The sequence below is a fragment of the Mycobacterium parascrofulaceum ATCC BAA-614 genome, assembly GCF_000164135.1.
Lineage (GTDB): Bacteria > Actinomycetota > Actinomycetes > Mycobacteriales > Mycobacteriaceae > Mycobacterium > Mycobacterium parascrofulaceum.
On the sequence record NZ_GG770553.1, the window covers coordinates 1,203,327 to 1,215,292 of the forward strand.

Here is an 11,966-nt window from a genome sequence, read left to right on the forward strand (position 1 = left end):
CGCCCGCCGCCCGCCGCCGCCGGCCGGCCGCAACGGCCATCAGGCCACCAACTATCAGCACTGACGGCGCCCCGGGCGCCGGGTGGGCGGCTCGGCCGCCGTCATTAGGATGTCGCTCATGCCTCGTCCCGTCGCCCTGATCACCGGGCCCACGTCCGGAATAGGCGCCGGATACGCGCGGCGCTATGCGAACGACGGCTACGACCTGGTCCTGGTCGCCCGCGACGTGGACCGGTTGACGCGCCTGCGCGACGAACTGCAGGACCGGGCCGGAAGCGTCGAGGTGCTGCCCGCCGACCTGGCCGACGCCGCCGGCCGCGACAAGGTCTGCGAGCGCCTGGCGCAGGGCGTGCGCGTCCTGGTGAACAACGCCGGCTTCGGCACCTCCGGCGACTTCTGGGCCACCGACCCCGCGCTGCTGCAGTCGCAGCTCGACGTCAACGTCACCGCGGTCATGCACCTCACCCGGGCGGCCCTGCCCGCCATGCTCGACGCCGGCGCGGGCACCGTGATCAACATCGCGAGCATCGCCGGGCTGGTGCCGGGCCGCGGTTCGACCTACTCGGCGTCCAAGGCGTGGGTGATCTCGTTCAGCGAGGGCCTGTCCGTCGGCCTGCAGGGCACCGGGGTGGGGGTGCACGCCGTGTGCCCGGGCTACGTGCGCACGGAGTTTCACGCGCGGGCCGGGATCGACATGGCCAAGTCGCCGTCGTTCCTGTGGCTCGAGGTGGACGACGTGGTGAACCAGAGCCTGGCCGACATCGCCCGCGGCAAGGTGATCAGCATCCCCGGCCTGCAGTACAAGGCGATCATCGCCGCCGAGCGGATGATCCCGCGGAACCTGATGCGGGCCGTGACCAAGCGCATCGGCGGTGGCCGTGGCCGGACCTGACTTGGCGGCCCTGCGCGACGAGCTGGCCGGGCTGGTGCGCCGGCTGTCCGTGGTGCACGGCCGGGTGACCCTGTCGTCGGGCAAGGAGGCCGACTACTACGTCGACCTGCGCCGCGCGACCCTGCACCATCGGGCGTCGGCCCTGATCGGCACGCTGATGCGCGACCTCACCAGCGACTGGGACTACGACGTGGTCGGCGGGCTGACCCTGGGCGCCGACCCGGTGGCCACGGCCGTCATGCACGCGCCGGGACGCCCAATCGACGCGTTCGTGGTGCGTAAGTCGGCGAAAACCCATGGCCTGCAACGTCTTATCGAGGGCTCCGAGGTTGCCGGCAAGCGGGTGCTGGTCGTCGAGGACACCAGCACCACGGGAGCCTCGGCGCTGACGGCGGTGCGCGCCGTCCAAGAGGCGGGCGGGCAAGTGGTCGGCGTGGCCACGGTCGTGGACCGCTCGACCGGCGCCGCCGAGGCCATCGAGGCGGAGGGCCTGCCGTACCGCAGCGTGCTGGGCCTGGCCGATCTGGGGCTGGGCTAGGTTGCGTTGCCGCGCGAGCCTTCTCGCGATGGCGGCCTGCCTGCTGGCCCTGGTCATGGGCTGCTCGGGCGGTAGCCAGCCCGTCCGCCCCTACGGCGCCCAGGGCGCCCGGTTCGGGGAGGCGCTCGCGCTGCTGGGCTGGAACATGGCGGTGTCGAATCTGCGCTGGGACGGCGACTTCGTGCTCGTCGACGTCGACGCCTCCGCGGCGGACCCGCGCGGGCCGCACGCCAAACCCGAGGACATCCGGTTCGGGCTGTACGGCGCGCTGTCCCACCCGATGGAGTCGACCGGCCTGGGCAGTTGCGACCGCGCCACGGCCAAAATGCCCGACGTCCGTTCCCCGCTCTCGGCGCCCGGTGACCGCCTCACCGGCACGGTTTGCCTTGGGCCGCTGAAGGATCGGAGCCAAGTCCGCGGCGTGTACGGCTATTCGCCGCGCGACCGCATCCCGAACACCTCGGCGGCCTACCCGGCCGCGTTCCCGGTGGGCCTGATGCCCACCAACCCCAACGACACCGGCCTGGCGATCAGGACCACCAGCCTGTCGGCCTGGCGGGCCGACGGCGCCCCGGTGACCAAGGCGCAGCTCGGCGATCCGGCGGCGTTCACCGGGACCGGCTTCATGCTGCTGGGCCTTGAGGCCGACGGGCTCGCGGCCCGGTACCGCGACGACTCGGCCAAACGCGGCGGCCCGCTGATGCTGCTGGCGTCACCGACCCTGCCCGGCGCCGGGCTGAACCCGGCCTGCGCGGCGTACGGGTCGTCGGTGCTGATCCTGCCCGACGCCTCGCTGGACGCGGTGCACGTCAGCGCGTCGCTGTGCACCCAGGGCGAGATCAACGAGGCGCTGCTGTACGCGACGGTGGCGGTCGACGGCACCCACGCCGGGGTGTGGACGCCGCGATGACGGGCCCGGGCCCGACGGAATGGGGCGCATCGGCCGGCGGGGTCGGCCCGTGGGCGGGCGAGCCGCCCGACGACCCGCGGTACGACCCGATCCTGTTGCGCGAGGGCGACACTCGCAACGTCGTCGACGCCTACCGGTACTGGACGCGGGAGGCGATCATCGCCGACATCGACCGGCGCCGGCACCCGCTGCACGTGGCCATCGAGAACTTCGGGCACGACGCCAACATCGGCTCGGTGGTGCGCGCCGCCAACGCGTTCGCGGTGCACACCGTGCACATCGTCGGCCGGCGGCGCTGGAATCGCCGCGGCGCCATGGTGACCGACCGCTATCAGCGGCTGCGCCACCACGACAGCACCGCCGCGCTGCTGGCGTTCGCGGCCGGTGCCGGGCTGACCGTGGTCGCGGTCGACAACGTGCCGGGGGCGGCCCGCCTCGAGGAGACCGCGCTGCCGCGGGAGTGCCTGCTGGTGTTCGGCCAGGAGGGCCCCGGCATCACCGACGACGTCCGGTCGGGCGCGGCGGTGACGGTCTCGATCGCCCAGTTCGGCTCCACCCGCAGCATCAACGCCGGCGTGGCCGCCGGGATCGCGATGCACGCCTGGATCCGCCAGCACGCGGACCTGACCCGGGCCTGGTAGTTCGCCCGCCCCGCGCGCGGCGCGTCGCGCGCTGGGCCGCGCGCGCTGCGTCGCGGGTGCGCTGAGGCCTTTCGGTGTGCGCCCAGGGCGGGATTTCGGCGGATTCCCGCCGTGAATGCACTCCCGAAGCCCACGATTCACGGCCGAGACGGGCCGCCTTCCGTCGACCATGCGCGCGCTCAGGAATCTGATATCGCGGGCGATATCAAATTCGCGGGCCACATGCCGTTCGGAAATTGGTGCTGCCGTGACGGGTGGGGTGAAAACCGTTCAGCTCCACAGCGTCACGTGCACCTTCGGGCGGAAGCGGGTGACGCCCACGCCAGATCCGCGGATCATCGCCTGCGTGCAGCGCGGGGTGGTGATGAAGCGGACCAGCTCCGACACCGCCGGCTGACGGGCCGCGGGCGCCAGCGTGGCCGCGCACCACTCGCCCGACCGGTCCAGGCCCGGACCGTGCACATGGGTCAGCCGCCCGGCGGCCAGGTCCTTGGCCACCGCGAAGCCGATGGTCAACGTGACCCCGCCGACCCGCTGCACCTCCTCGAGGGCGGCCGCGTCGCTCTGGAAGATCCGCTGCTGCGATTCGGGAATGGCCAAGTCGCGCAACATGGTTGCGATCTCGCCGTCCACCCCGCCCGCCGACGGGCCCAGCATCCACTGCTGCTGGCGCAGCAGGGCGGGCGTCGGAACGCCAAGGGCCACCGGGCTATTGGGCGCGGCCACGGCGATGATCTGGTACTTCAGGAAGGGACGCACGAACAGCGCGTCGTCCGGGCCGATCGAACCCTCGCCGGCCGGGCCGATAGCGATGTCGACGGCGCGCGAACAGATCAGATCGCGGAACCGGCTCGTCGGGTGCACGCTCAACTCCACCGACAGGTCGTCGGCCCGCGACGAGAAGAGCTCGATCAGCCCGGGGGCCGCGTGCTCGGCGAACGTGGTGGAGGCCGCGATCCGCAGCAACCGGCGCCCGTGGGCGGCCTCGGTGACCTCGATCGCGGTTTGTTGCTGCAGGCCCAGGATTTCGACCGCGCGGCTGGCCAGCCGCAGCCCGCCGGGCGTGAACGCCAACCCGGCACCGGTCCGGGTGAACAGCGGGTCGTCGAGCTCCTTGCGCAGCGCGGCCACCAGCATCGAGACGCCGGCGTCGGAAACGCCCAGTTCCGCGGCCGCGGCCCGCACCGAGCCGAGGCGAACCACCGCCGAATAGGCCCGAAGTTGAGCCGGGGTCATGGAGGCAGCCTAATTTAAAAGGGTGCGTGACGTGCTTGCCGAGCTGATGTCGATCTGGCGCGCCGGCGACACCGCGGGCCTCGGGACGGTGGTGCGCACCTTCCGGTCCGCGCCGCGCCCGCCGGGCGCCGCGATGGTGGTGGCGCCGGACGGCTCGGTCACCGGGTCGGTGTCGGGCGGCTGCGTGGAGGGCGCGGTGTACGACCTCGCCACCGAGACCGCGAAAACCGGGGCGCCGCGGCTGGAACGCTACGGGGTCAGTGACGACGACGCGTTCGCCGTCGGCCTGACGTGCGGGGGCGTCATCGACGTGTTCGTCGAGCCGGTCTCGCGCGCGTCGTTCCCCGAACTCGGCGCGGTCGCCGACGACGTCGCCGGGCGCCGCGCGGTGGCGACGGCGACGGTCATCGCGCACCCCGACCCGGCATGGGTCGGCCGGCGGGTCGTCGTCCGGCCCGACGGGATGGCGGGATCGCTGGGTTCGGCGCGGGCCGACGCCGCGGTCGCCGACGACGCGCGCGGCCTGCTCGCCCTGGGCCGCAGCGAGGTCCTCAAGTACGGGCCCGACGGGCAGCGCCTCGGCGACGGCATGGAGGTGTTCGTGTCCAGCTACGCGCCGCCGCCGCGGATGCTGGTGTTCGGGGCGATCGACTTCGCCGCCGCGCTGGCGCGGCAGGGCTCGTTTCTGGGCTACCGGGTCACCGTGTGCGACGCCCGCCCGGTCTTCGCCACCCGGGCGCGCTTTCCGACGGCCGACGACGTCGTCGTCGACTGGCCGCACCGCTACCTGGCCGCCCAGGCCGCGGCGGGCGCCGTCGACCGCCACACGGTGATCTGCGTGCTCACCCACGATCCGAAGTTCGACGTGCCGGTGCTCGAGGTGGCGTTGCGCCTGCCCGAGGTCGGCTACGTCGGGGCGATGGGCTCGCGCCGCACCCACGACGACCGGGTGACCCGGCTCAAAGCCGCCGGGCTGACCGACGCCGAGCTGGGCCGGCTGTGCAGCCCGATCGGGCTGGACCTCGGCGCGCGCACGCCGGAGGAGACGGCGGTCTCGATCGCCGCCGACATCATCGCCAAACGCTGGGGCGGCGGCGGCCGCCCGCTGGCCCAGGTCGCGGGGCGGATCCACCACGACGCGCAGGTGGAAGGCGGGTTCGCGGCGAGTTCAGGGATTACTTAACTCGCTATTGACGCCCCTGTCAGGCCGGTTGACACTGTGGCGCATGCAAGTACCCGGACCCTTCGAATACGAACGCGCGACCAGCGTCGACCACGCCATCGGACTGCTGGACCGGTTGGGGGAGGGGGCGCGCATCGTCGCCGGCGGGCACAGCCTGCTGCCGATGATGAAGTTGCGCATCGCCAACCCCGAATACCTCGTCGACATCAACGATCTCGCGCTCGAGCTCGGGTACGTGATCACCGATCCGACGCTGGTGCGCATCGGCGCGATGACGCGGCACCGCGAGATCCTCGAATCCGACACCCTGGCCGCCGTCTGCCCGATCTTCCGGGACGCCGAGCGCGTGATCGCCGACCCGGTCGTCCGCAATCGCGGGACGCTCGGGGGTTCGCTCTGCCAGGCCGATCCGGCCGAGGATCTGTCGACGGTGTGCACGGTGCTCGACGCGGTGTGCCTGGCGCGGGGCCCGTCCGGCGAACGCGAGATCGCCATCGACGACTTCCTGGCCGGGCCGTACGAGACCACCCTGGCACCCAACGAGATGCTCATCGAGGTCCGTATCCCGGTGCGGCACAACAGCTCCAGCGCCTACGCGAAGGTGGAGCGCCGGGTGGGCGACTGGGCGGTGACCGCCGCCGGGGCCAGCGTCACGCTGGACGGTGACCAGATCGCCGCCGCCCGCGTCGACCTGACGGCGGTCAACCCCGATCGCGACGCGCTGGCCGAGCTGTCGGCGGCGCTGGTCGGGCGGCCGGCCACCGAGGAAACCCTCGCCGAGGCGGGCCGGCGCGCCGCGCAGGCCTGCGAACCCGTCACCGACGTCCGGGGCAGCGCCGAATACAAGCGGCACCTGGCCTCCGAACTGACCATCCGAACGTTGCGCACCGCCACGCAGCGGGTGCGCGAACAAAGGGGTAACTAGCGATGCAGGTGAACATGACCGTCAACGGCGAGCAGGTGAGCGCCGACGTCGAACCCCGGATGCTGCTGGTGCACTTCCTGCGGGATCAGCTGCGGCTCACCGGAACCCACTGGGGCTGCGACACCAGTAACTGCGGGACGTGCGTGGTCGAGGTCGACGGCGTGCCGGTGAAGTCGTGCACCATGCTCGCCGTGATGGCGTCGGGGCACAGCGTCCGCACCGTAGAAGGACTGGCGGGGCCAGATGGCGCCCTGGATCCAATACAGGAAGGGTTCATGCGCTGTCACGGGCTGCAGTGCGGCTTCTGCACGCCGGGGATGATGATCACCGCCCGCGCCCTGCTGGACCGCGACCCCGACCCGGACGAGCAGACCATCCGCGAGGCGATCTCCGGGCAGATCTGCCGGTGCACCGGATACACCACGATCGTGCGCTCCATCCAGTGGGCCGCACAGCACAGCTCAAGCGAGGTGGCGTCGTCATGACCACCATCGAATCCCGGCCCCCGTCACCCGAAGACACCGCAGACAACGACCAAAAGCCGTGCGGCCACGGCCGGATGCTGCGCAAGGAGGACCCGCGGTTCATCCGCGGCCGCGGCACCTACGTCGACGACGTCGCCCTGCCGGGCATGCTGCACCTGGCGATCCTGCGCTCGCCGTACGCGCACGCCCGCATCGCGAGCATCGATACCACTGCGGCCCTTGCCCATCCGAAGGTCAAGGCGGTGGTGACCGGGGCCGATCTCGCCGAGAAGGGGCTGGCCTGGATGCCCACGCTGTCCAACGACGTGCAGGCGGTGCTGGCCACCGACAAGGTCCGGTTCCAGGGGCAGGAGGTGGCGTTCGTCGTCGCCGAGGACCGGTATTCGGCGCGCGACGCGCTGGAGCTGATCGACGTGGACTACGACCCGCTGGACCCCGTCGTCGACGTCCGCCGCGCGCTCGACCCGTCGGCGCCGGTCATCCGCACCGATCTGGAGAACAAGACAGACAACCACATCTTCGACTGGGAGACCGGCGACGCCGCCGCCACCGAGGCGGTGTTCGCGAAGGCCGACGTCGTGATCAAGCAGGAGATGGTGTACCCGCGGGTGCACCCGGCGCCGATGGAAACCTGCGGCGCGGTGGCCGATCTGGACCCGGTGACCGGCAAGTTGACGTTGTGGACCACCTCGCAGGCGCCGCACGCGCACCGCACTCTCTACGCGTTGGTCGCGGGCCTGCCCGAGCACAAGATCCGGGTGATCTCACCCGACATCGGCGGCGGCTTCGGCAACAAGGTGCCCATCTATCCCGGCTACGTCTGCGCGATCGTCGGCTCGCTGCTGCTGGGCAAGCCGGTGAAATGGATGGAGGACCGCAGCGAGAACCTCACCTCCACCAGCTTCGCGCGCGACTACATCATGGTCGGCGAGATCGCGGCCACCAAGGACGGCAAGATCCTGGCGCTGCGGTCCAACGTGCTGGCCGACCACGGCGCGTTCAACGGCCAGGCGGCGCCGACGAAGTACCCGGCTGGGTTCTACGGCGTGTTCACCGGGAGCTACGACCTGGAGGCCGCCTACTGCCACATGACCGCGGTGTACACCAACAAGGCGCCCGGCGGGGTCGCCTACGCGTGCTCGTTCCGCATCACCGAGGCGGTGTACTTCGTCGAACGGCTGGTGGACTGCCTGGCCTTCGAGCTGAAGATGGACCCGGCCGAAGTGCGGCTGCGGAACCTGCTGAAGCCCAACCAGTTTCCGTACACCACCAAGACCGGCTGGACGTACGACTCGGGCGACTACGAAACCACCATGCGCAAGGCCATGGACATGCTCGGCTACGACGCGTTGCGCGCCGAACAGAAGGAGCGCCGCGCGCGCGGCGAGCTGATGGGCATCGGCATGTCGTTCTTCACCGAGGCTGTCGGCGCCGGCCCGCGCAAGGACATGGACATCCTCGGGCTGGGCATGGCCGACGGGTGCGAGCTGCGCGTGCATCCGACCGGCAAAGCCGTTGTGCGGCTGTCGGTTCAAACTCAGGGCCAGGGACACGAGACCACCTTCGCCCAGATCGTCGCCGAGGAGCTGGGCATCCCGCCCGACGACATCGACGTGGTGCACGGCGACACCGACCAGACGCCGTTCGGCCTGGGCACCTACGGCAGCCGGTCCACACCGGTGTCCGGGGCGGCCGCGGCGCTGGTCGCCCGCAAGGTGCGCGACAAGGCGAAGATCATCGCCTCGGGGATGCTCGAGGTCTCGGTCGCCGACCTGGAATGGGAGAAGGGCTCCTTCCACGTCAAGGGCGACCCGTCGGCGTCGGTGACGATCGCCGACATCGCGATGCGCGCGCACGGGGCGGGCGACCTGCCCGAGGGCATCGAGGGCGGCCTGGACGCCGAGGTGTGCTACAACCCGTCGAATCTCACCTACCCCTACGGGGCGTATTTCTGTGTGGTGGACGTGGATCCGGGCACCGCGGTGGTCAAGGTACGGCGCTTCCTGGCCGTCGACGACTGCGGCACCCGGATCAACCCGATGATCATCGAGGGCCAGGTGCACGGCGGCATCGTCGACGGCATCGGCATGGCGCTGATGGAGATGATCGCGTTCGACGACGACGGCAACTGCCTGGGCGGGTCGCTGATGGACTACCTGATCCCAACCGCGGTCGAGGTGCCGCACCTGGAGACGGGCCACACGGTGACGCCCTCGCCGCACCACCCGATCGGGGCCAAGGGGATCGGCGAGTCGGCCACCGTCGGGTCGCCGCCCGCCGTGGTGAACGCGGTGGTGGATGCGTTGGCGCCGTTCGGCGTTCGGCACGCCGACATGCCGCTCACCCCGTCGCGGGTGTGGGAGGCCATGCAGGGCAGAGCGAGGCCACCGATTTGAGCATCAGCGAGCGGGCCCGGCAACTCATCGCGGCGCGCACCCCGTTCGTGCACGCGACCGTGGTGCGCGCCCAGCCGCCCGCCTCGGCATACCCGGGCGACGAGGCGATCCTGTTGGCGGACGGCACCATCGAGGGCTTCGTCGGCGGCCAGTGTGCGCAGAACTCCGTCCGCAAGGCGGCGCTGGGCGCGCTCCAGGCGGGCGAGAGCGTGCTGCTGCGGGTCCTGCCCGACGGCGACGTGCACTTCCCCGAGGCGCCCGGCGCCTGCGTCGTCGTCAACCCGTGCCTGTCGGGCGGGTCGCTGGAGATCTTCCTGACGCCGCAGCTGCCGCCGCCGATGGTCCGGATCTACGGCGCGACGCCGATCGCCGACGCCCTGACGCAGCTCTGCCAGGTGCTGGGTTACGACGCCCGCACGGATGCCGATCTCGCCGAGGCGACCGCCGTCGTCATCGCCAGCCACGGCGGCCCGGAGGCCGAAATCATCCGCGCCGCACTGGATCACGGCGTCGGGTACATCGGCCTGGTCGCCAGCAGGGTGCGGGGCGCCGCCATCCTGGATGGCCTCGAACTCTCCTGCGACGAGCGCGCCCGCATCCACAGCCCGGTCGGACTGGACATCGGCGCCAAGACCCCCGCGGAGATCGCGGTGTCGATCGCCGCCGAACTGGTGGCCGCCGTGCGCGGCGGCCTGCGGCGCGCCGCCGTTGCGGAGAGCGCCCCCGCCGAGGCCATCGACCCGGTCTGCGGCATGGCGGTGCCGATCGGCCCCGCCGCCGAGCACCTGCGGCTGGCCGGCACCGACTATTGGTTCTGCGGCCCGGGCTGCCGCGCGGCGTTCGCGGGGAAAGCCGGCGCATGACGTCGGCGGTGTTCGGCGACGTCGACGACGTGATCGCCCGGTTCGACGCGCGCGACTACCTGCTCGACACCGGGACGGCGTCCGCGATCTACCTGGCGGTCACGCTGGGCCGGCCGCTGCTGCTGGAGGGTGAGCCGGGCGTCGGCAAGACCACCGCGGCGAAAACCCTTGCCGCCGTCCTGGATACACCGCTGGTGCGGTTGCAGTGCTACGAGGGGCTGACCGCCAGCGAGGCGCTCTACGACTGGAACTACCAACGGCAGCTGCTGTCCATCCGGCTGGCCGAGGCGGGCGGCAGGAGCATCGGCGAAGCCGACCTCTACACCGAGGCCTACCTGGTCGACCGGCCGATCCTGCGCTGCGTGCGCCACCGCGGCCCCACCTCGCCGGTGCTGCTGATCGACGAGATCGACCGGGCCGACGACGAATTCGAGGCGCTGCTGCTGGAGTTCCTCGGCGAGGCCGCGGTCACCGTCCCCGAACTGGGCACCTTCGTCGCGGAGCGCCCGCCGATCGCGGTGCTCACCTCCAACCGCAGCCGCGACCTGCACGACGCGCTGCGCCGCCGCTGCCTGTACCACTGGATCGACTACCCGGAGGCGTCGCGGGCGGCGGCGATCGTGCGCCGCACGGTGCCGGGGGCCGCCGCGCCGCTGATCGAGCATGTCACCCAATTCGTCGGCAGGGCACGCGATCTCGACCTGGACAAGCCGCCGGGCGTGGCCGAGACGATCGACTGGGTCGCCGCGCTGGTGTCGCTGGGCGTCGCCGACCTGGTCGACCCCGCGGCGCTGGTCAGCCTGGGGGCGCTGGCCAAGACCCCCGACGACCGTACGCTGATTCGCGACGCGTACCACGAATTCGTCGAACACAGCCTTACCTGAGAGGACCCCGCATGAAGATCGCCAACCAGTTCACCGTCAGCGCGCCGATCGATCGGGCCTGGGACGTGCTGTGCGACCTGGAGCAGGTGATCCCGCTGATGCCGGGCGCGCAGCTCACCGGCCACGAGGGCGACGACTACTCCGGCAAGGTCAAGGTCAAGGTCGGGCCGGTGACCAGCGAGTTCAGCGGCAAGGTCCGTTTCGTCGAGCAGGACCGCGGCGCGTACCGCGCGGTCATCGACGCCAAGGGCAAGGAGACCCGCGGCACCGGCAACGCCGCCGCGACGGTGACCGCCCAGCTGCGGCCGGACGGTGACAAGACCGGCGTCACCGTCGACACCGACCTGAAGATCGTCGGCAAGCTCGCCCAGTTCGGCAGCGGCATGCTGCAGCAGGTGTCCGAGAAGCTGCTGGGCCAGTTCGTGGAATCGCTGGAAGCCAAGCTCGCCGCCGAAACCGCGGGGCCGGCCACCCCGGAGGGCCCCCCGCAGGTCGGCCGCGTCCCGGAGCCGCGCCACGCCGCCCCCGCCGCCGAGCCCGAGCCCATCGATCTGCTCGAACTCGCCGGGGGCGACCAGCTCAAGAAGTACGCACCGCTGCTGCTGGCGCTGCTCGCCGGGGTGGTGCTGGGCTGGTTGCTCGGCCGGAGGCGTTAGCGCCCCGTGGCCACCCCAGTGCTGCTGCGGGGCGTCGATCTGGCGGCGTTCGCGGCGGCGCTGGTCGCGCGGCTGCGCGCCGCGGGCGTGCTGGTGCCCGGCAGCGGGCCGGCCAGCTTCGTGCGGGCGCTGCGCACGCTTTCGCCGCACGACACGACCGCGCTGTATTGGGCGGCCAGGCTGACCCTGGTCAACCGGATGGAGGACCTCGGCGCGTTCGACGCGGTCTTCGCGACGGTCTTCGGCGCTGCCGAACCCGATAGCGTGAATCGCCCGCACACGGCCCTGCCGCTGCCGGGCCCCAAGACGCCCGCGGCCGGCACGCTGCGCCGGCCCGGCGGTCCGGCGGGCGCCGCC

Annotated in this window: 12 protein-coding genes and 1 pseudogene; 12 read left to right on the plus strand and 1 reads right to left on the minus strand. The window is 71.8% G+C overall.

What is annotated here, in order from left to right; translation table 11 throughout:
• The first annotated feature begins 118 nt into the window (after positions 1-118).
• From HMPREF0591_RS05630 to HMPREF0591_RS05645, 4 genes are read left to right on the plus strand one after another with little or no spacing between them, the layout of a single operon-like run.
• Positions 119-892, plus strand: a complete 774-nt coding sequence (locus tag HMPREF0591_RS05630) for an SDR family NAD(P)-dependent oxidoreductase (RefSeq protein WP_040621908.1) — start codon at positions 119-121, stop codon at positions 890-892.
• Positions 879-1,430, plus strand: a complete 552-nt coding sequence (pyrE, locus tag HMPREF0591_RS05635) for an orotate phosphoribosyltransferase (protein ID WP_040621909.1) — start codon at positions 879-881, stop codon at positions 1,428-1,430. The genes HMPREF0591_RS05630 and pyrE overlap by 14 nt, the downstream gene beginning before the upstream one ends.
• Before the next feature lie 28 nt (positions 1,431-1,458).
• Positions 1,459-2,340: a hypothetical protein gene (locus tag HMPREF0591_RS05640; RefSeq protein ID WP_007167478.1), complete on the plus strand. Its 882-nt coding sequence runs from the start codon at positions 1,459-1,461 to the stop codon at positions 2,338-2,340.
• Complete coding sequence (locus HMPREF0591_RS05645; RefSeq protein WP_040621911.1) at positions 2,337-2,981, plus strand: TrmH family RNA methyltransferase; 645 nt, start codon at positions 2,337-2,339, stop codon at positions 2,979-2,981. Before HMPREF0591_RS05640 ends, HMPREF0591_RS05645 begins: the two co-directional genes overlap by 4 nt.
• Positions 2,982-3,251: 270 nt before the next feature.
• Here the strand turns inward: HMPREF0591_RS05645 and HMPREF0591_RS05650 are convergent, their stop codons facing one another.
• A complete protein-coding gene (locus tag HMPREF0591_RS05650; RefSeq protein ID WP_007167480.1) occupies positions 3,252-4,217 on the minus strand; it encodes a LysR family transcriptional regulator in 966 nt (321 codons plus the stop codon).
• 22 nt (positions 4,218-4,239) lie between these two features.
• On the opposite strand from HMPREF0591_RS05650, the gene HMPREF0591_RS05655 reads away from it, so the two are divergent.
• From HMPREF0591_RS05655 to HMPREF0591_RS32965, 8 genes and pseudogenes are all read left to right on the plus strand, one after another.
• On the plus strand, positions 4,240-5,400 hold the full coding sequence (locus HMPREF0591_RS05655) for an XdhC family protein (RefSeq protein WP_007167481.1): 1,161 nt from the start codon (positions 4,240-4,242) through the stop codon (positions 5,398-5,400).
• Positions 5,401-5,443: 43 nt separating this feature from the next.
• Positions 5,444-6,325: an FAD binding domain-containing protein gene (locus HMPREF0591_RS05660; protein ID WP_007167482.1), complete on the plus strand. Its 882-nt coding sequence runs from the start codon at positions 5,444-5,446 to the stop codon at positions 6,323-6,325.
• A gap of 2 nt (positions 6,326-6,327) precedes the next feature.
• Positions 6,328-6,810 carry a (2Fe-2S)-binding protein gene (locus HMPREF0591_RS05665; RefSeq protein WP_007167483.1) on the plus strand — a complete coding sequence of 161 codons (483 nt, stop codon included), beginning with the start codon at positions 6,328-6,330 and terminating at the stop codon, positions 6,808-6,810.
• Complete coding sequence (locus HMPREF0591_RS05670; RefSeq protein ID WP_007167484.1) at positions 6,807-9,206, plus strand: aerobic carbon-monoxide dehydrogenase large subunit; 2,400 nt, start codon at positions 6,807-6,809, stop codon at positions 9,204-9,206. The genes HMPREF0591_RS05665 and HMPREF0591_RS05670 overlap by 4 nt, the downstream gene beginning before the upstream one ends.
• Positions 9,203-10,069, plus strand: a complete 867-nt coding sequence (locus HMPREF0591_RS05675) for an XdhC family protein (protein ID WP_040621197.1) — start codon at positions 9,203-9,205, stop codon at positions 10,067-10,069. Before HMPREF0591_RS05670 ends, HMPREF0591_RS05675 begins: the two co-directional genes overlap by 4 nt.
• The gene (locus HMPREF0591_RS05680; RefSeq protein ID WP_007167486.1) at positions 10,066-10,953 is read left to right on the plus strand and encodes an AAA family ATPase; all 888 of its coding nucleotides are present in this window, start codon (positions 10,066-10,068) and stop codon (positions 10,951-10,953) included. Before HMPREF0591_RS05675 ends, HMPREF0591_RS05680 begins: the two co-directional genes overlap by 4 nt.
• An 11-nt stretch (positions 10,954-10,964) precedes the next feature.
• Positions 10,965-11,609: an SRPBCC family protein gene (locus tag HMPREF0591_RS05685; RefSeq protein ID WP_007167487.1), complete on the plus strand. Its 645-nt coding sequence runs from the start codon at positions 10,965-10,967 to the stop codon at positions 11,607-11,609.
• A 6-nt stretch (positions 11,610-11,615) separates the two neighbouring features.
• Positions 11,616-11,966 (plus strand): annotated as a pseudogene (locus tag HMPREF0591_RS32965) (VWA containing CoxE family protein); the annotation flags it as partial.

What these genes read in the sequence shown, in the direction of transcription:
- HMPREF0591_RS05630 (WP_040621908.1), top strand. Translation starts at nt 119, where the DNA reads ATGCCTCGTCCCGTCGCCCTGATCACCGGGCCCACGTCCGGAATAGGC.
- HMPREF0591_RS05640 (WP_007167478.1), top strand. Translation starts at nt 1,459, where the DNA reads ATGGCGGCCTGCCTGCTGGCCCTGGTCATGGGCTGCTCGGGCGGTAGC.
- HMPREF0591_RS05645 (WP_040621911.1), top strand. Translation starts at nt 2,337, where the DNA reads ATGACGGGCCCGGGCCCGACGGAATGGGGCGCATCGGCCGGCGGGGTC.
- HMPREF0591_RS05650 (WP_007167480.1), bottom strand. Translation starts at nt 4,217, where the DNA reads ATGACCCCGGCTCAACTTCGGGCCTATTCGGCGGTGGTTCGCCTCGGC.
- HMPREF0591_RS05660 (WP_007167482.1), top strand. Translation starts at nt 5,444, where the DNA reads ATGCAAGTACCCGGACCCTTCGAATACGAACGCGCGACCAGCGTCGAC.
- HMPREF0591_RS05665 (WP_007167483.1), top strand. Translation starts at nt 6,328, where the DNA reads ATGCAGGTGAACATGACCGTCAACGGCGAGCAGGTGAGCGCCGACGTC.
- HMPREF0591_RS05670 (WP_007167484.1), top strand. Translation starts at nt 6,807, where the DNA reads ATGACCACCATCGAATCCCGGCCCCCGTCACCCGAAGACACCGCAGAC.
- HMPREF0591_RS05680 (WP_007167486.1), top strand. Translation starts at nt 10,066, where the DNA reads ATGACGTCGGCGGTGTTCGGCGACGTCGACGACGTGATCGCCCGGTTC.
- HMPREF0591_RS05685 (WP_007167487.1), top strand. Translation starts at nt 10,965, where the DNA reads ATGAAGATCGCCAACCAGTTCACCGTCAGCGCGCCGATCGATCGGGCC.